Annotated in this window: 20 protein-coding genes and 2 tRNA genes; 8 read left to right on the top strand and 14 right to left on the bottom strand. The window is 67.2% G+C overall.

Translation table 11 applies throughout. The features are described 5' to 3' along the window. Both L3V85_RS28140 and L3V85_RS28135 read right to left on the bottom strand, forming a co-directional pair. Complete coding sequence (locus tag L3V85_RS28140) at window positions 1-876, bottom strand: ABC transporter permease (RefSeq protein WP_237675934.1); 876 nt, start codon at window positions 874-876, stop codon at window positions 1-3. Further along, on the bottom strand, window positions 873-1,823 hold the full coding sequence (locus L3V85_RS28135; protein WP_106936914.1) for an ABC transporter permease: 951 nt from the start codon (window positions 1,821-1,823) through the stop codon (window positions 873-875). The genes L3V85_RS28140 and L3V85_RS28135 overlap by 4 nt, the downstream gene beginning before the upstream one ends. A gap of 103 nt (window positions 1,824-1,926) precedes the next feature. Here L3V85_RS28135 and L3V85_RS28130 point away from each other — a divergent pair, with 103 nt between their 5' ends. Continuing rightward, complete coding sequence (locus L3V85_RS28130; protein WP_237675933.1) at window positions 1,927-2,205, top strand: YfhL family 4Fe-4S dicluster ferredoxin; 279 nt, start codon at window positions 1,927-1,929, stop codon at window positions 2,203-2,205. Here the strand turns inward: L3V85_RS28130 and L3V85_RS28125 are convergent. From L3V85_RS28125 to L3V85_RS28090, 8 genes are all read right to left on the bottom strand, one after another. After that, complete coding sequence (locus tag L3V85_RS28125; RefSeq protein ID WP_237675932.1) at window positions 2,191-2,700, bottom strand: hypothetical protein; 510 nt, start codon at window positions 2,698-2,700, stop codon at window positions 2,191-2,193. The two genes, L3V85_RS28130 and L3V85_RS28125, sit on opposite strands and share 15 nt — an antisense overlap. A 36-nt stretch (window positions 2,701-2,736) precedes the next feature. Continuing rightward, on the bottom strand, window positions 2,737-3,369 hold the full coding sequence (pth, locus tag L3V85_RS28120; RefSeq protein ID WP_106936916.1) for an aminoacyl-tRNA hydrolase: 633 nt from the start codon (window positions 3,367-3,369) through the stop codon (window positions 2,737-2,739). 78 nt (window positions 3,370-3,447) lie between these two features. Further along, window positions 3,448-4,128 (bottom strand): 50S ribosomal protein L25/general stress protein Ctc, encoded by a 681-nt coding sequence (locus tag L3V85_RS28115; RefSeq protein WP_237675931.1) that lies wholly within the window; start codon window positions 4,126-4,128, stop codon window positions 3,448-3,450. 86 nt (window positions 4,129-4,214) lie between these two features. Continuing rightward, the gene (locus L3V85_RS28110; RefSeq protein ID WP_081269883.1) at window positions 4,215-5,189 is read right to left on the bottom strand and encodes a ribose-phosphate pyrophosphokinase; all 975 of its coding nucleotides are present in this window, start codon (window positions 5,187-5,189) and stop codon (window positions 4,215-4,217) included. Between the two features lie 139 nt (window positions 5,190-5,328). Next, window positions 5,329-5,405 (bottom strand) — tRNA-Gln (locus tag L3V85_RS28105). A gap of 70 nt (window positions 5,406-5,475) precedes the next feature. Continuing rightward, a complete protein-coding gene (ispE, locus tag L3V85_RS28100; RefSeq protein WP_237675930.1) occupies window positions 5,476-6,372 on the bottom strand; it encodes a 4-(cytidine 5'-diphospho)-2-C-methyl-D-erythritol kinase in 897 nt (298 codons plus the stop codon). Next, window positions 6,369-6,905, bottom strand: coding sequence for a lipoprotein insertase outer membrane protein LolB (locus L3V85_RS28095; RefSeq protein WP_237675929.1), 537 nt, complete (start codon window positions 6,903-6,905; stop codon window positions 6,369-6,371). Before L3V85_RS28095 ends, ispE begins: the two co-directional genes overlap by 4 nt. 2 nt (window positions 6,906-6,907) lie before the next feature. After that, window positions 6,908-8,761, bottom strand: a complete 1,854-nt coding sequence (locus L3V85_RS28090; protein WP_237675928.1) for a tetratricopeptide repeat protein — start codon at window positions 8,759-8,761, stop codon at window positions 6,908-6,910. Window positions 8,762-8,842: 81 nt separating this feature from the next. Here L3V85_RS28090 and mutM point away from each other — a divergent pair, with 81 nt between their 5' ends. From mutM to mutY, 3 genes are all read left to right on the top strand, one after another. Beyond that, the gene (mutM, locus tag L3V85_RS28085; protein WP_237675927.1) at window positions 8,843-9,655 is read left to right on the top strand and encodes a bifunctional DNA-formamidopyrimidine glycosylase/DNA-(apurinic or apyrimidinic site) lyase; all 813 of its coding nucleotides are present in this window, start codon (window positions 8,843-8,845) and stop codon (window positions 9,653-9,655) included. An 89-nt stretch (window positions 9,656-9,744) separates the two neighbouring features. After that, window positions 9,745-11,706, top strand: coding sequence for a dynamin family protein (locus L3V85_RS28080; protein ID WP_237675926.1), 1,962 nt, complete (start codon window positions 9,745-9,747; stop codon window positions 11,704-11,706). A gap of 34 nt (window positions 11,707-11,740) precedes the next feature. Then, window positions 11,741-12,781, top strand: a complete 1,041-nt coding sequence (mutY, locus tag L3V85_RS28075; protein WP_237680667.1) for an A/G-specific adenine glycosylase — start codon at window positions 11,741-11,743, stop codon at window positions 12,779-12,781. Window positions 12,782-12,787: 6 nt separating this feature from the next. Here mutY and rapZ read toward each other — a convergent pair whose 3' ends face one another. From rapZ to L3V85_RS28060, 3 genes are read right to left on the bottom strand one after another with little or no spacing between them, the layout of a single operon-like run. Next, on the bottom strand, window positions 12,788-13,666 hold the full coding sequence (gene rapZ, locus L3V85_RS28070; RefSeq protein ID WP_237675925.1) for an RNase adapter RapZ: 879 nt from the start codon (window positions 13,664-13,666) through the stop codon (window positions 12,788-12,790). Beyond that, on the bottom strand, window positions 13,663-15,345 hold the full coding sequence (gene recN / locus L3V85_RS28065; RefSeq protein ID WP_237675924.1) for a DNA repair protein RecN: 1,683 nt from the start codon (window positions 15,343-15,345) through the stop codon (window positions 13,663-13,665). Before recN ends, rapZ begins: the two co-directional genes overlap by 4 nt. A 1-nt stretch (window position 15,346) precedes the next feature. After that, the gene (locus L3V85_RS28060) at window positions 15,347-16,258 is read right to left on the bottom strand and encodes an NAD kinase (RefSeq protein WP_237675923.1); all 912 of its coding nucleotides are present in this window, start codon (window positions 16,256-16,258) and stop codon (window positions 15,347-15,349) included. A 31-nt stretch (window positions 16,259-16,289) separates the two neighbouring features. Here L3V85_RS28060 and hrcA point away from each other — a divergent pair, with 31 nt between their 5' ends. Both hrcA and L3V85_RS28050 read left to right on the top strand, forming a co-directional pair. Then, window positions 16,290-17,297 (top strand): heat-inducible transcriptional repressor HrcA, encoded by a 1,008-nt coding sequence (gene hrcA / locus L3V85_RS28055; protein ID WP_237675922.1) that lies wholly within the window; start codon window positions 16,290-16,292, stop codon window positions 17,295-17,297. A 32-nt stretch (window positions 17,298-17,329) separates the two neighbouring features. Continuing rightward, window positions 17,330-17,406: transfer RNA gene (locus L3V85_RS28050), tRNA-Ile, on the top strand. Between the two features lie 32 nt (window positions 17,407-17,438). Here the strand turns inward: L3V85_RS28050 and L3V85_RS28045 are convergent. After that, window positions 17,439-19,298 (bottom strand): diguanylate cyclase, encoded by a 1,860-nt coding sequence (locus tag L3V85_RS28045; protein WP_237675921.1) that lies wholly within the window; start codon window positions 19,296-19,298, stop codon window positions 17,439-17,441. A gap of 372 nt (window positions 19,299-19,670) precedes the next feature. Between L3V85_RS28045 and L3V85_RS28040 the strand changes: the two genes are divergently transcribed. After that, on the top strand, window positions 19,671-20,360 hold the full coding sequence (locus L3V85_RS28040; RefSeq protein WP_237675920.1) for an HAD family hydrolase: 690 nt from the start codon (window positions 19,671-19,673) through the stop codon (window positions 20,358-20,360). A 124-nt stretch (window positions 20,361-20,484) separates the two neighbouring features. After that, on the top strand, window positions 20,485-21,684 hold the full coding sequence (locus tag L3V85_RS28035; RefSeq protein WP_237675919.1) for a PQQ-dependent sugar dehydrogenase: 1,200 nt from the start codon (window positions 20,485-20,487) through the stop codon (window positions 21,682-21,684). Window positions 21,685-21,696: the final 12 nt, after the last annotated feature.

Raw genomic sequence — 21,696 nt, 5'->3', positions numbered from 1 at the left:
TTACCTCGCCCGTGCAAGCCGTGGATCGAGCAGGTCGCGCAGCCCGTCGCCCAGCAGGTTCAGGCCGAGCACCGCGAACGCGATGGCCATGCCGGGGAACACCGCGAGCAGGGGCGACTGGAACATCATCGTCTGCGCTTCGCTGAGCATGCGGCCCCACGACGGCTGCGGCGGCTGCGTGCCCAGGCCGAGGTAGGAGAGCGCGGCCTCCGCGAGGATGGCGATGGCGAAGCGGATGGTGATCTGCACGATCAGCACGGCCGAGATGTTCGGCAGCACATGCTGCATGGTGATGGCGAACGAGCCCTTGCCGCAGGCGCGCGCGGCGGCCACGTACTCGCGCGACCAGATGGCATTGGCCGACGCGCGCGTGATGCGCGCGAAGGTCGGGATGTTGTAGATGCCGATGGCCACGATGGCATTCACGATGCCCGCGCCGAACACGGCGGTCAGCATGATGGCCGAAAGGATCGCGGGGAAGGCGAGCGAGAAGTCGGTCAGCCGCATGATGGCTTCCTCGACCCAGCCGCGCCGGGCGGCGGCGAGCAGGCCCAGGGCGGTGCCGACTACCAGGCCGATGCCCACCGCGATCACGCCCACCAGGATGGACGCGCGCGCACCCACCAGCAGCAGCGAGGCCACGTCGCGCCCGTAGGTGTCGGTGCCCAGCCAGTGCGAAGCCATCGGCGGCTTGAGCTTGTTGGCCATGTCCATGTCGTAGGGCGACCACGGCGTCCACACCAGCGAGACGGCGGCGGCCAGCAGCAGGAGCAGGGTGAGGATGCCGCCGAGCACGAAGCTGCGGTGATGCAGCGCGCGGCGCCAGAAGCCCGGCACCTTGAGCGCGGCGGCGCTGGGAGCGGTGATGCTGCTCATATGTCGCTGGCCTTGATGCGCGGGTCGATGACGGCGTAGAGCACGTCGACCACGAAATTCACGATGACGACCATGGCCGCCAGCAGCATCACGCAGTTGCGCACCACGATCAGGTCGCGGTTGCTGATGGCCTGGAAGATCAGCCGGCCGAGGCCGGGAAGATAGAACACGTTCTCCACCACGATGGTGCCGGCCAGCAGCTCGGAGAACTGCATGCCCATGACGGTGATGACCGGGATCATGGCGTTGCGCAGCACATGGGTCCACAGCACCATGCGCTGAGACACGCCCTTGGCGCGCGCGGTGCGCACGAAGTCTTCGCGCATCACTTCCAGCACGGCCGAGCGCGTGATGCGCGCGAGGATCGCGGCTTGCACCACCGCAAGAGACAGGGCAGGCAGCAACAGCGACTTGATGCCCGAGAAGAAGCCGTCGCCCCAGCCCTCGAAGCCGCCGGCGGAGAACCACTGCAGCTTCACCGAGAACACGAGGATCAGCAGGATCGCGAACCAGAAATTGGGAATCGCGATACCAACCTGGGCCATGCCCATCAGCCCGACGTCGCCCAGCTTGTTGTGGCGCGCGGCGGCGGTCACGCCCACCAGCAGTGCGATGACCGTGGTGAAGAACATCGCCAGCAGGGCCAGCGGCATGGTGAGCGCCAGGCGCTCGAGGATCAGGTCGAGCACCGGCGAGCTGTAGGCGTAGCTGTCGCCGAGGTTTCCGGTCAGCAGGCCGCCGATCCAGTGCCAATAGCGCGTCCACGCGGGCTGGTCGAGGCCGAGTTTTGTGGCGAGGGCGGCGACAGCTTCGGGCGAGGCGTCGGGTCCCATGAGCATCTGCGCGGCGTTGCCGGGCAGGATCTCGAGGACGAGGAAAACGATGACCGAGGCGCCGATCAGCGTGCCGATCAGCGTGGCGAGGCGCTTGAATAGAAACAGACTCATGGGGCGGGGCGCAGCATAACTGACTCCTGCAACAAATGTGCCGTGAATGTGGCCTTTGTCATTCAGCGACAGGCTGTGCGCGCGACCCCGCGATAATCGGGGGATGGCCCTCATGATCACCGACGAATGCATCAACTGCGATGTCTGCGAGCCCGAGTGCCCGAACGATGCGATCTACATGGGCGAGGCGTTCTACGAGATCGACCCGCACAAGTGCACCGAGTGCGTCGGCCATTTCGACGAGCCGCAATGCGTGCAGATCTGCCCGGTGGCGTGCATCCCGGTCAATCCCGAGCACGTGGAAAGCCGCGAGACGCTGCTTCAGAAGTACGAGCGTCTCACGGCGATCAAGGTAACGACGGCTGCGTCAAGCGGCGTCTGACTTCCGCTTCTTTTTCTTCTTCGGCGCGTCGCCGGCCGTCTTCTGTTCGGTCACCGTTCCCGTGAAGCTCGCGCTGGGCTTGCGCGGTTCGGCCGCCGACTTGCGGGCGCGGTCCCGCTCCTTCTGTTCTGACAGTGCGAGCCGCCGTTCGGCGATGGCCGCGCTGCGGGCCTCGCGGGCCGCCCGCTGGTCGCGTTCATAGGCTGTCTTTTCCAGCGACAGCCGGCTGCGCTCCATCTGGTCGGCCTGGGTCCTGGCGTTGCGGGTGCCCGCATCGGCATCGCGGCGGTCTTGCGCACTGCGGCTGTCGTTCGCCCGCACCGCCTTGCCGCCTTCGCAGGGCTGGTCGGTATAAGCATTGCCGCAGCGCCATGCCGTGGTTCCGCTTTGTGCCAAGGCACCCGTGGAACAGAGGTAGGCTGCTATTGAAAACATAGCGATGCCGATTTTTGCGGCACTTGCTGCTGTCGTTCTTTTTCTTCTCTTCTCACTCATTTTTTATTTCTCTCCCTCCTGCGCTCCGATGGCCGGCTAGGTGGCGGCAGGCGTGCCCCCGTCGCCGGGCTCCCTCCGCGGCGGTTTGGGCCGGGGCGGTTTGCTCGTGTGAATCAGCAACGTCGCTTTTTCCATCTCGCCCGCCACCAGCGCGGGTGTGGCATGCAGCGTACGGACGATGGCGTCTTCGATCGCTTCGCGTTGTTCCTTGAGCGGCTTCTTGAGCACCCAGTTGACGACCTCGGACTTCACGCCGGGGTGGCCGATGCCCAGGCGCAGCCGCCAGTAGTCGCCCGTGCCGAGCTGCGCATGGATGTCGCGCAGGCCGTTGTGGCCGGCATGGCTGCCGCCGAACTTGAGCTTGGCCTGGCCGGGCACCACGTCGAGCTCGTCGTGCACCACCAGGATTTCTTCGGGCGCGATCTTGAAGAAGCGCGCGAGCGCCGCCACCGACTTGCCCGACAGGTTCATGAAGGTCTGCGGCTCCAGCAGCCAGATGCTCTGGCCGCCGATGTTGGCGCGCGCCGCGAGGCCGTGGTAGCCGCGCTCGGGCACGAGGTTGAGTTTCCAGTCGCGCGCCAGGGCGTCGATCCACCAGAAGCCCGCGTTGTGCCGCGTGGCTTCGTACTCAGGGCCCGGGTTTCCGAGGCCGACGAACAACTTGATCATGGTCGGGATTATCCTGCCGTGAAAAAGCAGAAGGCCCGCACGAGGCGGGCCTTCTGCAGCAACGAATGTGAAAGAAGCTTACTTCTTGGCAGTCTTTGCGGCGGGGGTCTTGGCGGCGGGAGCCTTGCCACCCTTGCCGGCCGGTGCGGCTGCGGCGGCTGCATCGGCAGCGCCTTCGGCGGGAGCGTCGACTTCTTCAGCCGCCGGCGACACGGCCGAAGCCAGCACCGGGTTGACCTTGCCGTGGCTGACCCACTTCACGCCCTTGGGCAGCTTGATGTCCTTCAGCGTGACGGTGCCGTTCTTCTTCAGGCCCGACAGGTCGACTTCGATGAACTCAGGCAGATCGCTCGGCAGGCAGTTCAGTTCGAGTTCGGTCGTCACGTGATTGACCAGGTTCAGGTCGATCTTGACGGCTTCGGATTCTTCTTCACCCTTGAAGTGCACGGGCACCTTCATGGTCATGCGGGTCTTGGCATCGACGCGCTGGAAGTCGACGTGCTGCACCAGCTGACGGAACGGGTGGTATTGCACGTCGCGCAGCAGAACCTTGCTGACGGCGCCGCCGATTTCCATCTCGAGCACGCTCGCATGGAAGGCTTCCTTCTTGAGGGCGTGCCACAGCGCGTTGTGATCGATCTCGATCAGTTGCGGCTGGGTGTCGCCACCGTAGACGATGCCGGGGGTCTTGCCCGAGATGCGGAGACGGCGGCTCGCACCCGTGCCCTGCTTTGCGCGCTCAAAAGCGACGAATTTCATATCTAGCTCCTGTGAGAGTCCACCGCGACCAGTGCGACTCCGGTTCAAAAAGGCCTCCCGCGAAGGAGGCCCGCTTCATGCCCCGGTCAGAACAGGTTGTCCTGATCCGAGAACAAACTCATCACCGACTCGCCCTTGGCAATGCGCTGGATCGTTTCGGCGATCAGCGGTGCCACGGAGAGCTGGCGGATCTTTCCGCAGGCATTGGCGCCGTCGGAAAGGGGAATGGTGTTGGTCACGACCACTTCGTCGAGGGCCGAACCCTGCGTGATGCGCTCGATGGCCGGGCCCGAGAAGATCGGGTGCGTGCAGTAGGCGTAGACGCTCTTGGCGCCGCGCTCTTTCAGCACTTCGGCTGCTTTGACCAGCGTGCCGGCGGTGTCGATCATGTCGTCCATGATCACGCAGTTGCGGCCGTCGATCTCGCCGATCACGTTCATGACTTCGCTGACATTGGCCTTCGGGCGGCGCTTGTCGATGATGGCGAGGTCGCAGTTCAGTTGCTTGGCCAGCGCGCGGGCACGGACCACGCCGCCGACGTCGGGCGAGACCACAATCAGGTCTTCGTAGTTCTTGGCGCGCAGGTCGCCGAGCAGCACCGGCGAGGCGTAGATGTTGTCGACCGGAATGTCGAAGAAGCCCTGGATCTGGTCGGCGTGCAGGTCCATCGTGAGCACGCGCTCGACGCCGACGGTTTCCAGCAGGTTGGCCACGACCTTGGCCGAGATCGGCACGCGGCTCGAGCGCGGGCGGCGGTCCTGGCGGGCATAGCCGAAGTAGGGAATCACGGCGCTGATCCGTTCGGCCGATGCGCGCTTGAGCGCGTCGACCATGATCAGCAGTTCCATCAGGTTTTCGTTGGTCGGGGCGCAGGTCGACTGCACCACGAACACGTCGCGGGCACGGACGTTCTGGTTGATCTCGACGGTGACTTCACCGTCCGAGAAGCGGCCTACGCGGGCAGCGCCCAGCGAAGTGCCGAGGTTGTGCGCGATTTCCGCGGCAAGGCCAGGATTGGCGTTGCCGGTGAAAACCATGAAATCAGGGTGATTAGCCTGCATGAGCGCGTCCCGGCAGTGCAAGTTGGCTTAGGAAGCCGCCAAAAGGTTTGTGATGCGTGGCGACCGGTGGGCCGCCGATTATTGCAGCGGGTGGGCTGCAAATGAAGACTGCGGCCATTTGGCCGCAGTCTTTGAAATTTGGCAGGGGAGAAAGGATTCGAACCTTTGCATGCTGGAATCAAAATCCAGTGCCTTAACCAGCTTGGCGACTCCCCTACACGGGTTGATGGTTTTCACCATCAACCGATATATGTCGCATCGAACCGAATGAACGGTTCGATCATCTTCAGGTTGCCCATCCCCAAAGTGGATGAACTTCCAGGTTGCTGCATTTACGAACCTGCCAGCCCCTTGGGGCTTCCAGCAGTTCCGCTTCCTGCGGCGCTTGCGGCATTTTCGCGAACACCGAACTTCCGGAGCCGGTCATCCGTGCCTTCAACCCTTGGGCTCCGAGCCATTCGATGGCGTCGGTGACCGCGGGGCAAAGTCGCTGGGCAACCGGCTGCAGGTCGTTGTGACCGAAGTCGAAAACCGAAGCACCCAGAACCGAGTTTTTCAGGTTTGTCGCTTCGAGCGATTCGCTCTCTGCAGCAAAGCCTGTGATTATAGCAACAGGAGTTGAACGTTCAAGATCTGTTGCTGAAAAAATTAATCGGGTATCGAGTCCTTCGGGTGGTTTGACCACCGCGAAACGTGCGGCAGGGAGTGTAACCGGTGTCAGCTGCTCTCCGACGCCCTCGACCCACGCATTGCGACCGCCAAGAAAGAAAGGCACATCCGCACCGAGCTTCAGCCCGATGTGGGCAAGTCGCGAGAGAGGCAGGTTCAGCCCCCACAGGCGGTTCAGCGCGAGCAGGCAGGTGGCAGCGTCCGAAGAGCCTCCGCCCATGCCCGCCTGCGCCGGCACATGCTTGGCCACGCCGATGTGCGCGCCCTGGCCGGGTGCGGCGAACGCCTGCAGTGCACGTGCCGCGCGAATGACCAGGTCGTCGGCGGGCAATTCGGTCGTGAGGTCTTCGCGGCTCAGTTGTCCGTCGCGGCGCAATTCCACATGCAGCGTGTCGCACCAGTCGATCAGCATGAAGACCGATTGCAACAGGTGGTAGCCGTCGTCGCGCCGGCCGGTGATGTGAAGGAAGAGGTTGAGCTTGGCCGGCGCGGAAAGGTCGTAGATCGCCTTCATGACCGCTCGAACACGATGCGCAGGTCGGCCCGGGGGCTCGGCGCTTCGCGAACCGCCGCCAGGCGGCCGTTGGCGAGCTGCCCCAGGTCGGGCTTCCAGCCGGGCACGGGATCGTTGCGGCCCGCGAGCCAGCCGAACAGCGCGCCCACCGGAATGGCCGCGCCGGTGGCTGCTTCGATCAGTGCGTCGACGGAGTCGAAGCGCCGCGTGTTGTTGCCGTCCTTCAGCAGTGCTTCGCCCGGCGACCAGTGCAGTTGCGCGAGCGTGCTGCCGATGGGGGTGGTGAGCGTGAGATCGCCCGAATCGGCGGAGCCGCGCAGCTCGAACAGCGCGGCAAAAGTCTGCACCGGTTCGCTCTCGATGCGAAGCGACATCCGGCCGCTCCAGCTGTCCGAGGTCTTGGGCGCCGAGGCGCCGCCGCCCGACAGCTGAGCGCAGCCCGCCACCAGAAGAAGCGCCGCGCCCCCTGCGGCCAGCAGCACGCGTCGCCCGTGGTCGATCTGTTGCGGCGCAAGCGCCCCTGCCAGTCTCATGTTCAGGGCTTCACGCGCAGGCGCTTGAGCGTTTCCTGCAGCGTTTCGTTCTCGGAGTCGCTCAGCAGGGATTCCTTCCAGATGGTGACCGCGCGGTCTTTCTGGCCGGAGCTCCACAGCACTTCACCGAAGTGCGCGCCGATCTCGGGATCGGGCCGTGTGGTGTAGGCGGCTTCGAGGATGCGGATGGCCTCGTTCGTGTTGCCGAGGCGGAATTCGACCCAGCCCAGGCTGTCAGCGATGAACGGATCGTCCGGCGCCAGCTGCACTGCCTTCTGGATCAGCGTGCGTGCCTCGTCGAGACGGATCTTGCGATCGGCCAGCGAGTAGCCCAGCGCGTTGTACGCATTCTGGTTGTCGGGCTTGAGCTCGATGAGCCGGCGCAGCAGGCGCTCCATGTCGTCGAGGCGATTGAGCCGCTCGGCGACCATGGCCTGGTCGTAGACGAGGTCGGCGTCGTCCGGCGCGGCGGCGGAGGCCTGGGCCAGCATGTCGTAGGCGGCCTGGTATTGCTTGGCATCGCGCAGCAGCTGTACTTCGGCGAGGAATTTCTGCTTCTTGTCGTCGGCTGTGCGTTCGGGCAGGGAGCGGATGAGTTCGCGCGCCTGCGGCAGCTTGCCCTGGCGTGCGAGCAGGGCCGCGCGACGGGTTTGCGCGGCGACGATTTCATCCGTGCCGGTCACGCGCGACAGCCAACGCTCGGCTGCCGCGAAATCCTTGCGGCGCTCGGCCAGCTGCGACAGCGCGAAGTACGCCTGCGACACGCTGCGGCGACGGTCCACCACATCGCCCGCGTCCTTGCTCTGGTTGCCCGAGAGTTCGATGAAGCGCTTGAGCGAGGCCTCGGCGGCGGCATCCTGCTTGGCCTGCATCTGCAGGCTGCCGAGCAGCAGCCAGGGTTCGGCCAGCTCGGGCCGTGCGGCGGTGAGCGCCTGGAGTTGCGCGGTCGCGTCGGGGAAGCGGCGGTTCTCGACCAGCACGCGTGCATAGGCAATGCGCAGGTCGGGCGTGGCCTTGGGGTTGTTGTTCAGGTAGCGGGTGACGATGGGCTCGGCCAGCGGCTGGCCGGGGTCGATCATCTCGAGTGCCAGCGCGGCCGGGGCGTCGGAGGAGGGATCGAGTTCCTGGCCCCTGCGCGCGGCTTCCAGCGCGCCGGAGGCATCGCCCGCGTTCAGGCGAAGCCGCCCCACGGTGGCCCATGCCAACGCGCCGGTGGTCGGGTTCTTGAGTTCGTCCGACAGGGCCTGCTCGACCACCGAGGCGGCCAGCTTCTTGTCCGAGGCGCGCGAGTAGTTGCGGGCGATCACGGCCATGAGCAGCGGGCGTTCGACCTGCGATGTGGCGGCCACTTCGGCGCGCAGCAGGTCGGTCGTTTCGCTGATGCGGTTGAGCGCGATCAGGATCTGCAGTTCGATGCGCCGGGCGTCGCGCGAGGTGGGCAATGTTTCTTGCCAGGCACGGGCCGCGGCCAGCGCCGCGTCGCCGGAACGCGATTGAAGGGCGATCTCGACCGCGCGCTGGAACAGCTTGCCGTCGCGCAGCCGGCGCGCAGCGTCGAGCACCAGCGCGTAGCCGGAGCCGGGGTCGCCTGAGCGGGTCGTCAACTCGCCCATCAGGATTTCGTAGAACAGGTCCGCGGTCAGTGCCGACGGCTGCGGCGTGGGCTCGGCGGCAGTGGCGGCCTTGGCGACGACGGCCCGGGGCTTTGCCGCGGGCTTCGGCGGTGCGGATCGCTCGATGACGGGGGCGGGGCTGTCGGGGGCTGCCGGATCGTTGGTTTGCGCGTGAACGGCACAGGCCAGCAAGACGAGAGACGCGGCCGCCGCAAGGCGGTGTCGGCGGGGCGGAAGGTTCATCCGACCATAATAATCCAGCCTTTTGAACGTGCGCCGCGTGGGGCTTCGTCGCCGTCGGCATTTGCCGGAGATTTACTTTTCATGCCTGAATTACCCGAAGTCGAAGTCACCCGGCGCGGCATTGCCGACCGCATTGCCGGCGCGCGCATCGACGCGGTACGCATCGGAAAACCCCTGCGCTGGGCGCTGATGGTGCTGCCTGAAGCGCTGGTCGGGCGCCGTGTGCTCCAGGTGCGCCGGCGCGGCAAATACCTGCTGATCGACCTCGACCGCGGCATCCTGCTGCTGCACCTGGGCATGTCGGGCAGCCTGCGCTTCGACGCAGTGCTGCCGCCGCCCGGCGCGCACGACCATTTCGACCTCGTGACCGACCTGGGCACCCTGCGGCTGAACGACCCGCGACGCTTCGGTGCCGTCGTCTACGTGGAAAACGAAGACGCCCCCTGGGCCATCAAGCTGCTCGGCGGCCTGGGCATGGAGCCGCTGGGCGAAGATTTCGATCTCGACGTCTTCCACGCCGGCCTGAAGAAGCGCAAGACCGCCGTCAAACAGGTGCTGCTGGCGGGCGACGTGGTGGTGGGCGTGGGCAACATCTATGCGTCGGAGGCGCTGTTCCAGGCCGGCATCCGGCCGACGCTGTCGGCCGCGCGCATCAGTCGGCCGCGCGCCGCGAAGCTGCATGCGGCGGTGCGAGAGATTCTTGCCAGGGCGGTGGAAAAGGGCGGCAGCACGCTGCGCGACTTCTCGAACATCGACGGCCAGAACGGCTATTTCCAGCTCGAAGCGACTGTCTATGGCCGTGCGGGCGAGCCGTGTCGGGTCTGCGCAACGCCCATCCGGCTGTTGCGCCAGGGGCAGCGCTCCACCTATTACTGTCCCAACTGCCAGAAATAGCGGCAGCACTCATTGAGCGAAATACTCCGGAAACGGTTGTTGCGCGCCTCCCGATGCTATATTTGTAAGCTCTTTTTTACATCTTCCTCTTGAGCCGCTCCTTCAATCAACAACTCGATCAGCACGGCGCCTGGCGAAGCAATTTCGCCCGCCGGCTGCAGTGGCTGTCCCGCTGGCTGACCGAGAACGAGCTGCTCGACCAGGCGGTGGCCGAGCGGCTGCGCGGGCTCGAGACGCAGATCCGCACCAGCAAGGTCATGGTCGCGTTCGTCGCGGAGTTCTCGCGCGGCAAGTCGGAGCTGATCAACGCCATCTTCTTTGCCGGCTACGGGCGGCGCATCATGCCCGCGAGCGCCGGCCGCACCACGATGTGCCCGACCGAGCTGGGCTACGACCCGGCGCTTGCGCCCAAGCTGCGGCTGCTGCCCATCGAGACCCGCCTGGAGCCCCACTCGCTCGCCCACTGGCGCGAGAAGCCCACGCGCTGGACCGAGATCGCCATCGACGTGAATGACGCCGAGCAGTTGGCGCAGGCCATGGGCAAGGTGGCCGAGGTGCGCTGGGTCGCCAAGGACGAGGCCCGCACGCTGGGCTTCTGGGACGACGAGACGCCCGACGACAACCCGGTGCAGGACGCCGAGGGCCGCGTCGAAATCCCGCGCTGGCGTCACGCGGTGCTCAACATGCCGCACCCGCTGCTGGAGCAGGGGTTGGTCATTCTGGACACCCCGGGCCTGAACGCGATCGGCGCCGAGCCTGAACTCACCGTGAGCCTGATTCCTCAGGCGCACGCGGTCGTTTTCATCCTGGGCGCCGAGACCGGCGTGACGCGCTCCGACCTCTCGATCTGGCGCGAGCACCTCATCACCGAAGACGAGGGCAACAACACCCGCTTCGTGGTGCTCAACAAGATCGACACGATGTGGGACACGCTGAGCACGCCCGCGCAGATCGCGCAGCAGATCGAGCGCCAGCGCGAAAGCGCCGCCCGCCTGCTCGAAGTGCCGCTGGCGCAGGTGCTGCCGGTGTCCGCGCAAAAGGGCCTGCAGGCCAAGATCCAGCGCGACGTGCCCTTGCTCGACGCCAGCCGCCTGCCCGCGCTCGAAGCGCTGCTGGGCGAAGGCGTGCTCGGCAAGCGCGAGACCATGCTGCGGCTCGCGGTCGATGCCGGCATGAGCGCGCTGCGCGTCGAGGCCGAGCGCATCCTGAAGGTGCGCCAGCGCGACCTGTCCGAGCAGGCGCTCGAACTGCAGGGGCTGCGCGGCAAGAACGTCTCGGTGATCCGCCATATGCGCGCGCGCATCGACCAGGAGCATGCCGAGTTCGAAGGCAGCAACACCCGCATCCTGGCGCTGCGCTCGGTGCAGGGCAAGCTGCTGCGCGAGGTGTACGCCGTGCTCGGCCGCACCGCGCTCAAGGCCGACATGGTGCGGCTGTCGGCCGCGCTCAAGCGCCCCGGCGTCAAGCTCAATGTGCGCAAGGTGTACGCGGAGACCTTCGATTCGCTGCGCAACAACCTGCGCGAAGTGCAGGCGACCACGGCGGAAATCCAGTCGATGCTGCACGCCACCTTCCGCCAGCTCAATGCCGAGCAGGGCTTCACCCTGCAGGCGCCCGCCGAACCCGACCTCACCGGATTCGAGCAGGAGCTGAGCCAGATCGAGCGCAGCCACCTGCACTACCTGGGCGTGGGCAACCTGCTGAAGCTCGCGCAAGCCGATTTCTGCGACAAGCTCGTGCGCGCGCTGGCCAGCCGGCTGCGGCTGGTGAACGAAGCCGCCATGACCGAGGTCGAGCGCTGGAGCAAGGGCGCGAGCGCGCAGATCGATGCGCAGCTCAAGGAGCGCCGACGCAACTTCAGCAAGCGCATCGAGGCCATCGAGCGCATCCAGAGCGCGGCGGGCAATCTCGACGAGCGGCTGATGGAGCTCGCCGCTCAGGAGAGCAACCTGGCCGAACTCCACCTGCGGCTGCGCGAGTTCACCACGATCATCAGCCAGCAGGGCAAGCCGCAGGCAGCGGCCGTCGTCGGCGAACTGCGTGCGGCCTGAATCCCCCGCCTCCAAGGCGGCTGCGACATTGCAATTGCCCCCCGACTTCGCCGCGCAGATCGTGGCCTGGCAGCGCAGCCACGGCCGCAGCCAGTTGCCGTGGCAGAACACCCGCGACCCGTACCGCGTGTGGCTGTCGGAGGTGATGCTGCAGCAGACGCAGGTGTCGACGGTGCTCGGCTACTTCGCGCGCTTTCTCGAGCGCTTCCCGGATGTGAAGGCGCTGGCCGCCGGAACCGAAGACGAAGTGTTCGGCCTCTGGAGCGGCCTGGGCTACTACAGCCGCGCGCGCAACATGCACCGCTGCGCGCAGGACGTGGTCGCGCGCTTCGGCGGCGAGTTTCCAAGGACGGCGGAAGAACTGGTGACGCTGCCCGGCATCGGCCGCTCCACGGCAGCGGCGATCGCAGCCTTCTGCTTCGGCGAGCGTGTCGCGATCCTCGACGGCAACGTGAAGCGCGTGCTGACGCGGGTGCTCGGCTTCGGCGGAGACATGTCTTCGTCGGCGCAGGAGCGCGCCCTGTGGGACCTGGCAACGCAACTGCTGCCGCCAGCCGAGCAGCGCGAGGCCATCGCGCACTACACGCAGGGGCTCATGGACCTCGGCGCCACGGTCTGCCTGCCGCGCAAGCCGAGCTGCATGATCTGCCCGGTCGACAAGACCTGCGTGGGCCTGCGCGAAGGCGCGCCGGAGCGCTACCCCGTCAAGACGCGCAAGCTCAAGCGCAGCGCCCAGTCGCTCTGGCTGCTGCTGGCGCGCGACGCGCAGGGCCGCGTGTGGCTGGAGAAGCGCCCGGCAAAGGGCATCTGGGCGGGGCTGCACTGCCTGCCCGTGTTCGACAGCCGCGACGACCTGCTCGCAGCGCTGCCGTCCGCCGCGCAAGGCAGCGTGAAAGACCTGCCGGCCTTCGTGCACGTGCTGACCCATAAAGACCTGCACATGCATCCGCTGTTGCTCGAAGGCGGCCAGCCGAGCGGCGAGGGCGCGCGCTGGGTCGAGGCGCAGGAGTGGAGCCGGCTGGGCCTGCCGGCGCCGGTGCGCAAGCTGCTGGAAAGCAGCGAGACGCCCCTGTAGCCGAAGTCAGTTCGCGTCGAGCTCGCGGTGCCGCTTGAGCGCACCCCAGCGGGCACCGAACAAACGCGCCAGCTGCTCCACCAGGAACACCGACCGGTGCTGCCCGCCGGTGCAGCCGATGGCCACCGTCACGTAGCTGCGGTGGTCGCGCGCCAGCGCATCGAGCCAGTGCGACAGGAACTGCTCGATGTCGTCGTACATGCGCGCCACCTCGTCGTGCTCGCGCAACCATTCGATCACCGGTTCGTCGCGGCCAGTGAGCGGGCGCAGCGCGGGCACGTAGTGCGGATTCGGCAGCATGCGCACGTCGAACACGTAGTCCGCGTCCAGCGGCACGCCGCGCTTGAAGGCGAATGACTCGAACACCAGCGTCAGCACGCTCTGCGGCGCCGAGATCAGCGACTTGATGTAGCTCTGCAACTGGGCGGGACGGATCAGGCTGGTGTCGATCACGTCGGCGCCGTCGCGCAGGTCGGCCAGCAGTTCGCGCTCGAGCTCGATGGCCTGCACCAGCACGCGGTGCTGCTCGGGCACGTCGGTGCGGCCTTCCTGGCGCGACAGCGGATGGCGGCGACGGGTTTCCGAATAACGGCGAAGCAGGGCGTCGGTGGTGGCGTCGAGGAACAGCGAGCGCAGCGAGATCTCGCCGTCACGCCGCAGTGCCTCGAGCTGCTGCGGAACGATGGGCAGAGAAACACCGCTGCGCACGTCCATGGCAATGGCCACGCGCGGCGTCTGCTGTTCGTGCTGCAGGGCGATGAACGCCGTCAGCAACTCGGGGGGCAGGTTGTCGACGCAGTAGTAGCCCGCGTCTTCCAGCGCATGCAGGGCCACCGATTTGCCGGAGCCCGACATGCCCGTGATGAGGACCAGGTCGAGGTTCATGGCGCGGTCGCCGATGTCTTGTGGCCCAGCATCTCCCGTGCGTGCGCGAGCGAGGTCTGCGAAACCTTCTCGCCGCCCAGCATGCGGGCGATTTCCTTGGCGCGGTTGTCTTCATCGAGGCGCGACACGCCGCTTTCGGTGCGCGGGCCTTCCTTGCCGGCGGCCGCGGTCTGGCGCTTGGCCACCACGAGATGGTGGTCGGCGCAGGCGGCCACCTGCGGCAGATGGGTGACGGCCAGCACCTGGCGGTCGCGGCCGAGCTGCTTCATGAGGCGGCCGACCGTCTCGGCGACGGCGCCGCCGACGCCGGCATCCACCTCGTCGAAGATCAGTGTCTGCGCGGCCCCGAGCTGGCTGGTCGTCACGGCGATGGCCAGCGCGATGCGCGACAGCTCGCCGCCCGACGCCACCTTGCCGATGGCGCGCGGCGTGCTGCCGGTGTGGCCGGCCACGAGGAACGCTATTTCTTCCAGGCCGGCGCGGCCGGGCTGCGCCAGCGGCTGCAGATCGACTTCGAAGCGCCCGCCCTTCATGCCCAGGCCCTGCATCGCCTCGGTGACGGCCTGCGCGAGGCGCGGCGCCGCCTGCTTGCGCGACTTGCCCAGCGCCTTGGCTTCCTTCATGTAGGCCTGCTGCGCGCTCTGCTCGGCGCGCTCCAGGCCGTCGAGATCGCTTTGCGCGTCGAGCGCCTGCAGCTCCGACTGCCAGCCGGCCAGCAGCGCCGGCAGCTCGGCGGGCGTGCGCTTGTAGCGGCGCGCGAGCGACATCCACAGGCCCATGCGTTCGTCCAGCTCGGCCAGGCTTTGCGGATCGGCCTCGGCGTCGCGCAGGTAGCCGTGCAGCGAATGGGCCGCGTCGGAAGCCTGGGCCACGCAGGAGGCGAGCACTTCGCCGAGGTTGCGGAACTCGGGCTCGATGTGCTCGCAGTTCTTCAGCAGCGCGGCCGCGCGCGAGAGCGCGGAAAGCGCGCCGTTGTCTTCGTCTTCCAGCGCCTGGCTGGCGCCCTGCGCCGCGTCGATCAGCGCCTGCGCGTTGGAGATGCGAGAGTGGTTGGTCGAGAGTTCTTCCCACTCGTCCGCGCCCGGCGCGAGCTTGGCGACCTCGGAAATCTGCCATTGCAGCCGCTCGCGTTCGCGCTGCAGCGAATCCTGCGCCGAGCGCGCATGTTCGAGCGCCGAGAGCGCCTGCCGCCAGCCCTGCCAGGCGGCGTCGAGCGCGTCGGTGCGCACTCCCGCATAGGCATCGAGCAGGCCGCGAACGGCATCGGGCCGGGTCAGGCTCTGCCAGGCGTGCTGGCCGTGGATGTCGAGCAGGCGGTCGCCGAGTTCGCGCAGTTGCGTGGCCGTGGCCGGGCTGCCGTTGATCCAGCCGCGGCTGCGGCCCTGCAGGTCGACGGTGCGGCGCAGCAGCAGCGCGTCGCCGGCTTCGAAGCCGCCTTCGTCGAGCCAGGTGGCGAGAGCCGGGTCGGCATCGAATTCGGCGCTCACGTCGAGCCGCTCGGCGCCTTCGCGCACCGCGCCGGCGTCGGCCCGGTTGCCCAGCGCCAGCTGCAGCGCGTCGATCAGGATGGATTTGCCCGCGCCGGTTTCACCGGTCAACACCGTGAAGCCGCCGGACAGGTCGAGTTCGAGTGATCGCACGATCACGAAGTCGCGCAGTGCGATGCGTCGCAGCGCCATTTCAGGAGCCCCCTTCGTTCCAATGAAGTTTCTTGCGCAGCGTGTCGAAATAGCTCCAGCCGCGCGGATGCAGGAAGCGCACGCGGAATTCGGAGCGGCGCACCACCACGCGGTCGCCGATCACGAGCGAGGCCAGCGACTGCATGTCGAAATTGGCGCTGGCGTCGCGCCCGCCCACCAGCTCGATGACGATCTCGTCGGCATCGGGCAGCAGCACCGGGCGGTTGGACAGCGTGTGCGGCGCGATCGGCACCAGCACCCAGCCCGGCACCGCCGGGTGGAGCAGCGGCCCGCCGGCCGACAGCGCGTAGGCGGTCGAGCCCGTGGGCGTGGCGATGATCAGGCCGTCGGCGCGCTGGTTGGCCACGAAATGCCGGCCGACCGATACGCGCAGCTCGACCATGCCGGAAGTGGCGCCGCGGTTGACGACCACGTCGTTCATGGCCAGCGCGTCGAACACCGAGGCGCCGTCGCGCATGACCTGCGCGTGCATCAGGCTGCGGTGGTCTTCCTCGTATTCGCCGGCCAGCATCGGGATCAGCGTGGCCTGGTAGTTGTCGATCGGGATGTCGGTGATGAAGCCGAGCCGGCCGCGGTTGATGCCGATCAGCGGAATGCCGTAGCTGGCGAGCTGCCGTCCGATGCCGAGCATCGTGCCGTCGCCGCCGACCACCAGGCCGAGGTCGCAGCGCTGGCCGATTTCCTCGACCGACAGGGCTTCGTAGCGCGGGTGGGCGGGGGCGTCGGCGGCATCGTCCTCGCAGGTCGAGCGCTCGACAAACACCTTGCAACCCTGGGATTCGAGGAAGGCGCCGATGCCTTCCATCACGCCGTCGCGCGCGTCCGCCTGCGCACGGGCGCCGGATGCCTGGTATTTGCCTATGAGGGCGACGTGACGGAAGCGAGAGGTCATATCTCACAAATTACAACACTAAAATCTTGCAATGCTGGACGACCGTGCCAAGTTGCTGCTCAAGACGCTCGTCGAGCGCTACATCGCCGACGGGCAACCCGTCGGCTCCCGCACGCTCTCGCGTTCTTCCGGGCTGGATTTGTCGCCCGCGACCATCCGCAACGTGATGTCCGACCTCGAGGCGCTGGGGCTGATCGCCAGTCCGCACACCTCGGCCGGGCGTATTCCCACGCACCGCGGCTACCGGCTTTTCGTCGACACCATGCTCACCGCCCAGCGCGAGCAGATGAGCCCGCCGGCGCTCGCGCCCGACCAGCCGCAGAAGGTGATCGCCAACGCGGCGCACCTGCTGTCGAACCTGTCGCAGTTCGTGGGCGTGGTGATGGCGCCGCGCCGGGCCTCGGTGTTCAAGCAGATCGAGTTCTTGCGGCTGTCCGACCGGCGCCTGCTGGTGATCATCGTGTCGCCCGACGGCGACGTGCAGAACCGGGTGATCTTTCCGGAGGCCGACTACTCGCAGTCGCAACTGGTCGAGGCCTCCAACTACATCAATGCGAACTACGCGGGCCTCACGATCGAGCAGGTGCGCGACCGCCTGCAGTCCGAAGTCGAGAAGCTGCGCGGCGAAATCGCGGCGCTGATGCAGGCCGCCGTTCAGGTCAGCTCCGAGGTGCTCACGGAGGCGCAGGAAGACGAAGTCGTGATTTCCGGCGAGCGCAACCTGCTCGCCGTGACCGATTTTTCCAGCGACATGGGCCAACTGCGCCGCGCTTTCGAGCTTTTCGAGCAGAAGGCGCAGCTGATGCGGCTGCTGGACGTGTCGAGCAAGGCGGAGGGCGTGCGCATCTTCATCGGCGGCGAAAGCCAGGTGGTGCCGTTCGAAGAACTGTCCATCGTCAGCGCCAACTACGAGGTCGACGGGCAGGTCGTGGGCACGCTGGGCGTGATCGGGCCGACCCGCATGCCCTACGAACGCATGATCCAGATCGTCGACATCACGTCGCGTCTCGTGAGCAATGCGTTGAGCCATCGCAAATAAGGCGCCTCGGCGCGAATAGAATCGTGCCGCGTGGGCCGTTAGCTCAGTTGGTTAGAGCAGCGGACTCATAATCCGTTGGTCGAGTGTTCAAGCCACTCACGGCCTACCACCGCAATCTCAGTAACGCAGAAAACTCCGCCATCAAGCAGACAGCGCCTGATGGTTTTGCTGCGTTCCCCCCGCGCTCGCAGCAGCAGCGGCGGCGGCAAGATCCGACGCAAACATGAACGACGGCCCGGCGTCATGCTGCTTGACGTGGTACATCGCCCGGTCCGCCGCGCGCAGCAGCCGGGCCAGGGTGTCGCCGTCGCCCGGACGGCAGGCAATGCCCAGGCTCATGCCCACCGTCACGCTGCGGCCCTCGTATTCGACCGGCTGCGAGCCCGCCTCGATCATGCGCCGGGCCATGAGGCTCAGCACCTCGCGTGAAGGCGCGCCGAGCACCAGCACCGCGAATTCGTCGCCGCCCAGCCTGGCCACCACGTCGTCCTTGCGCAGTTGCTGGCGAAGCCGCTGCGCGATGGCGATCAGCACCTGGTCGCCGGCCGCGTGGCCGTGCGCGTCGTTCACGCCCTTGAATCCGTCCAGGTCCAGCAGCATCAGCGCGAACGGCTGGCCCTGGTGCAGCCATTCCTCTCCGCGGCTCTCGAAGCCGGCGCGGCTGGCGGCGCCTGTGAGCGCGTCGGTGCCCAGGGCCTCCACCAACTGCTGCGTGCGCGCGGTTAGCGCCTGCTCGGAGCGCAGCACGAGCTGCAGCCGCGAACCCATGGCCACGGCGAACACGATCAGCTCGGCCACCAACGCGCCCTGCGACACGTTCATCTGGTTCGGTGCCCACTCGATCCAGCCCCAGCTCGCGACCACGATCGCGCCGATGCCGGCCAGCAACAGCGCCACGCCGAAAAAGTAGAGCACCGCCGGCCAGTAGCGCCGCCGCATCGCGATCAGTGCGCCGATCACCATCACCACAGTCGATGCCACCACCGAGATCTGCACCAGCCTGAACGTCATCAGCGGGTGGGCGCCCCAGTTCGCATACGGAATGGCCAGCGCGAGCGCGACCGTGAAGGCCTGCACCAGCCAGTCCAGCGGCGGCGCGAAGTGGCGCAGCCGCAGCAGCCGCCGGCCGAACTGCAGCTTGCAGATGGCCCACAGCGCCGGCCCCGCGGTGTAGGCGAAACCGGCCGCGGCGGGCCAGTGCGCGAAGGGGTAGCGCAGGGCGTGGCCGTTGATGCTGGCAAGAGCCAGCACGCCGCAGGCGCAAGACAGCATGTAGAAGCCGTACAGCCCCTCGCCGAACACCTTGAACAGGACCAGGCCATACACCATCAGGCCGATCAGCACGCCGTAGCTCACGCCGTCGAACATGCGCTTGTCCTGCGTCGACTGCAGGTAATCGGCCGGGTCCCAGACCGAGACGTCGTAGATGCGCGCGAATGTCGACTCGACCCGGAAGTAAACCGTATATGTGCCCGGGCCGGGCAGCCGGAAGCGCCAGGCCATCTGCTCGGAAGCGGCCGGGCGGCTCGCCCAGGGGTAGCGCATGCCGGTGGTGACGGGGGCGGCCAGCGCGCGGCCGTCTTCGTCGTAGGGACCGTAGAAGCGCAGGTCGTGCGTCGAGACGGTGGGCACCAGCATGAGCCATTCGCGCGCGGCGTCGGCGGGGTCGGCCAGCCGCATCTGCAGCTTGAACCACAGCACGCGGTCGGATTCCTTGCCGCGCAGCGGATCGTCCGGAAAGGCGAATCGTGCTTCCTGCGGCGGCGTGCGCACCTGCTCGATGTCGAGCGACCGCGTCTTGTCCTCGAACACCTGCAATTGCTGCACGGCCGGCAGCCCGTTCGGCTGGTGCCGTATCTGCAGCGGCCCCCGCTGCGCGTCGTTGCCGGCCGGCTGGGCAGCGGCGATGGCGGACAGGAACAGTGCGAGCGCGGCCGCCACCAGCAGGCGCCAGGCGCGTCGCGGGTCGGCGGTGCCGCATGGGAAAAGGCGGGACATCATGGGATGCGCAGCAGGTGACGGGGGAAGGGCGGAATTGTCGACACGGCGTGTGTCGCGGCCGCCGCGGATTTTCGGGGAAAAGTGCGGCGTGCTGTTGCGCCAGCCGGCCGCGCTCGATTCCCATCTATTTCTCTTATTTAAGATAGTAGTAGTAGATAAGGGTAAACCCTCGATGTGGATAGTGCAGTTTTTTCCTTGGCTGACAAGGACTTGTCATGCCTGTGTCACTGTGTGCACCTTTGTTTTCGAAGTGTCCGTGGAAAAGAACAACTCGAAGACGGCAGCTCCCGCTGTGGATAAGCGGCGCCTTGTGCCAGAACTGTCCCCAGAGTTTTCCTGAGCACCCCGGCACGCACACCCGAAAAACCAGGCATGAACATCACCGCAAGACCCATCGTCGTGTTCGACATCGACGGCACGCTGACGAAGACAGTCGAGATCCACCAGCGCGCATTCGAGGCGGCGCTTCGCAGCTTCGACTTTCCGAAGCTCAGGACCGACTGGGGCAGCTACAAGCACCATTCCGACAGCGCCATCTTTCGGGAGGCGTGGGACGAGTCCGGCTTCGCGGGCTCACTGCCGTTGCCATTGCTGGAAGAGCGTTTTCGCACCGAGTTCGACACGGTCAGCAGCAATGCCGCGGCATGCGGCGAAGTGGCCGGCGCCTCGCAGCTTTTGGCGCAGATCGAACGGGCAGGCTGGATCGCCGCCTTCGCGACCGGCAGCCTCCGGCACGGCGCGCTGAAAAAGATGGCGTTGCTGGACCACCCCTACGACGTGGACCTGTTGGTGACCGCGTCGGAGCACGAGACCCGGGAAGAGATCGTGCAGGCCGCGATCGACAAGGCCCGGGCGAAGCACGGGGTTCTTGTCGGCGGCCGGGTCATCTCCATCGGCGACGGCGTGTGGGACCTGCTCACCGCGCGGGCCTTGAAGCTGGAGTTCGTCGGCATCGGCGACGCTGCCCGGGCGGCGCAGCTGGCAAGAATCGACGCCGATGTCGTCGTGCAGCCTGACCTTCGCGGCGTGGGCCGGCTCATCGGATGCCATAGCGTGGCCTGACGGCGCGCTCGCGCGGCGGGCGCGGTCCGAACATGGACAAATGGTAATGAGCGGCCCCTTCTGTTCCGGCGCCCGCGGGGCTAGGATTTTTCGTTCTTCCGCCATCGACCGAAGGTTCAAGGACATGACATCCGCCAGCGCCTCGCCCAAGCCCCGCCTTTCCTGGAAGCGCGCCGCGCTCCTGCTGCTGACGAGTGCGCTGCCCTGGCTGCCCGCATCGGCCTCACGGCCCGCCGACGCGCCGCACACCAGCACTTTCGCCGCGGGGCTCGAATCTCCCTGGGGCATGGAATTCCTGCCCGACGGCCGGCTGCTGGTGACCGAGCGCGCCGGCAGGCTGCGCGTGGTCGACGCGCAGGGCGAGAGGATCTCGGTGCCGGTCGCGGGGCTGCCGCAAGTCGATCGTCGGGACCACGGCGGGCTGCTCGACGTCACGATCGATCCCGCCTTCGAGGCGAACCGGCTCATCTACATCAGCTACACCAAGGCAGGCCGCGGCGCCGAAGCGCACCGCAACGGGCTGACCGTCGCGCGCGCCCGGCTGAGCGAAGACGCCCGGCGCATCGACCAGTTCAAGGTGCTGTTCAGCCAGACCCCCAAGGTGGCCAGCAGCGAGAACCTGGGCGGCCGGCTGGCGGTGTCCGACGACGGCCATCTCTACGTCACCGTCGGCGACCGGCACGCGGTGCAGGACCGCATGCGCGCCCAGGCGCTCGCCTACTACCAGGGCAAGACGGTGCGCATCCGCACCGACGGAAGCACGCCGTCTGACAACCCCTTCGTGGGCAGGCAGGGCGCGCGCCCCGAGATATGGAGCCTGGGCCACCGCAATCCGCAGGGCGCATTCGTGCATCCGCGCACCGGCCAGCTCTGGGTCGCGGAACATGGCCCGTGGGGCGGCGACGAAATCAACATCGTGCGCAAGGGGCGCAACTACGGCTGGCCCGTGGTCACCTTCGGCTGCGAGTACACGACCTGCGCCAGGCTGGGCGAAGGCACTTCCAAGCCCGGCATGGAAGCGCCGCTCACGCACTGGGGGCGGCCGGGCATCGCGCCCAGCAATCTCATCCTGTACACGGGCGACCAGTTCCCGCAGTGGCGCGGCAGCGTCTTCGTCGGCGGCCTGGCGGGCAAGGCCGTGTGGCGCATCGAACTGGCGGGCAGCGACGCGTTGCCCATCGTGGTCCGGCGCGAGGCGCTGTTCTCCGAGCTCGGCGAACGCATCCGCGACATCAGGCAGGGCCCCGACGGCGGGCTCTACCTGCTGACGGACGGCGAGCGCGCTCGCGTGGTGCGCGTGTCGCGGGGCGACGCGCTGCTCTGAGCTGATAGGCCT

This window comes from Variovorax paradoxus (genome assembly GCF_022009635.1).
Classification (GTDB): Bacteria; Pseudomonadota; Gammaproteobacteria; order Burkholderiales; family Burkholderiaceae_C; genus Variovorax.
Note: the sequence above shows the minus strand (reverse complement) of the source record. Positions and strands in the feature narration are given on the sequence as shown.

Excerpts from the sequence above, each read along its gene's own strand:
- L3V85_RS28140 (WP_237675934.1), bottom strand. The coding sequence starts at position 876 with ATGAGCAGCATCACCGCTCCCAGCGCCGCCGCGCTCAAGGTGCCGGGC.
- L3V85_RS28135 (WP_106936914.1), bottom strand. The coding sequence starts at position 1,823 with ATGAGTCTGTTTCTATTCAAGCGCCTCGCCACGCTGATCGGCACGCTG.
- L3V85_RS28130 (WP_237675933.1), top strand. The coding sequence starts at position 1,927 with ATGGCCCTCATGATCACCGACGAATGCATCAACTGCGATGTCTGCGAG.
- L3V85_RS28125 (WP_237675932.1), bottom strand. The coding sequence starts at position 2,700 with ATGAGTGAGAAGAGAAGAAAAAGAACGACAGCAGCAAGTGCCGCAAAA.
- pth (WP_106936916.1), bottom strand. The coding sequence starts at position 3,369 with ATGATCAAGTTGTTCGTCGGCCTCGGAAACCCGGGCCCTGAGTACGAA.
- L3V85_RS28115 (WP_237675931.1), bottom strand. The coding sequence starts at position 4,128 with ATGAAATTCGTCGCTTTTGAGCGCGCAAAGCAGGGCACGGGTGCGAGC.
- L3V85_RS28110 (WP_081269883.1), bottom strand. The coding sequence starts at position 5,189 with ATGCAGGCTAATCACCCTGATTTCATGGTTTTCACCGGCAACGCCAAT.
- ispE (WP_237675930.1), bottom strand. The coding sequence starts at position 6,372 with ATGAAGGCGATCTACGACCTTTCCGCGCCGGCCAAGCTCAACCTCTTC.
- L3V85_RS28095 (WP_237675929.1), bottom strand. The coding sequence starts at position 6,905 with ATGAGACTGGCAGGGGCGCTTGCGCCGCAACAGATCGACCACGGGCGA.
- L3V85_RS28090 (WP_237675928.1), bottom strand. The coding sequence starts at position 8,761 with ATGAACCTTCCGCCCCGCCGACACCGCCTTGCGGCGGCCGCGTCTCTC.
- mutM (WP_237675927.1), top strand. The coding sequence starts at position 8,843 with ATGCCTGAATTACCCGAAGTCGAAGTCACCCGGCGCGGCATTGCCGAC.
- rapZ (WP_237675925.1), bottom strand. The coding sequence starts at position 13,666 with ATGAACCTCGACCTGGTCCTCATCACGGGCATGTCGGGCTCCGGCAAA.
- recN (WP_237675924.1), bottom strand. The coding sequence starts at position 15,345 with ATGGCGCTGCGACGCATCGCACTGCGCGACTTCGTGATCGTGCGATCA.
- L3V85_RS28060 (WP_237675923.1), bottom strand. The coding sequence starts at position 16,258 with ATGACCTCTCGCTTCCGTCACGTCGCCCTCATAGGCAAATACCAGGCA.
- hrcA (WP_237675922.1), top strand. The coding sequence starts at position 16,290 with ATGCTGGACGACCGTGCCAAGTTGCTGCTCAAGACGCTCGTCGAGCGC.
- L3V85_RS28045 (WP_237675921.1), bottom strand. The coding sequence starts at position 19,298 with ATGATGTCCCGCCTTTTCCCATGCGGCACCGCCGACCCGCGACGCGCC.
- L3V85_RS28040 (WP_237675920.1), top strand. The coding sequence starts at position 19,671 with ATGAACATCACCGCAAGACCCATCGTCGTGTTCGACATCGACGGCACG.
- L3V85_RS28035 (WP_237675919.1), top strand. The coding sequence starts at position 20,485 with ATGACATCCGCCAGCGCCTCGCCCAAGCCCCGCCTTTCCTGGAAGCGC.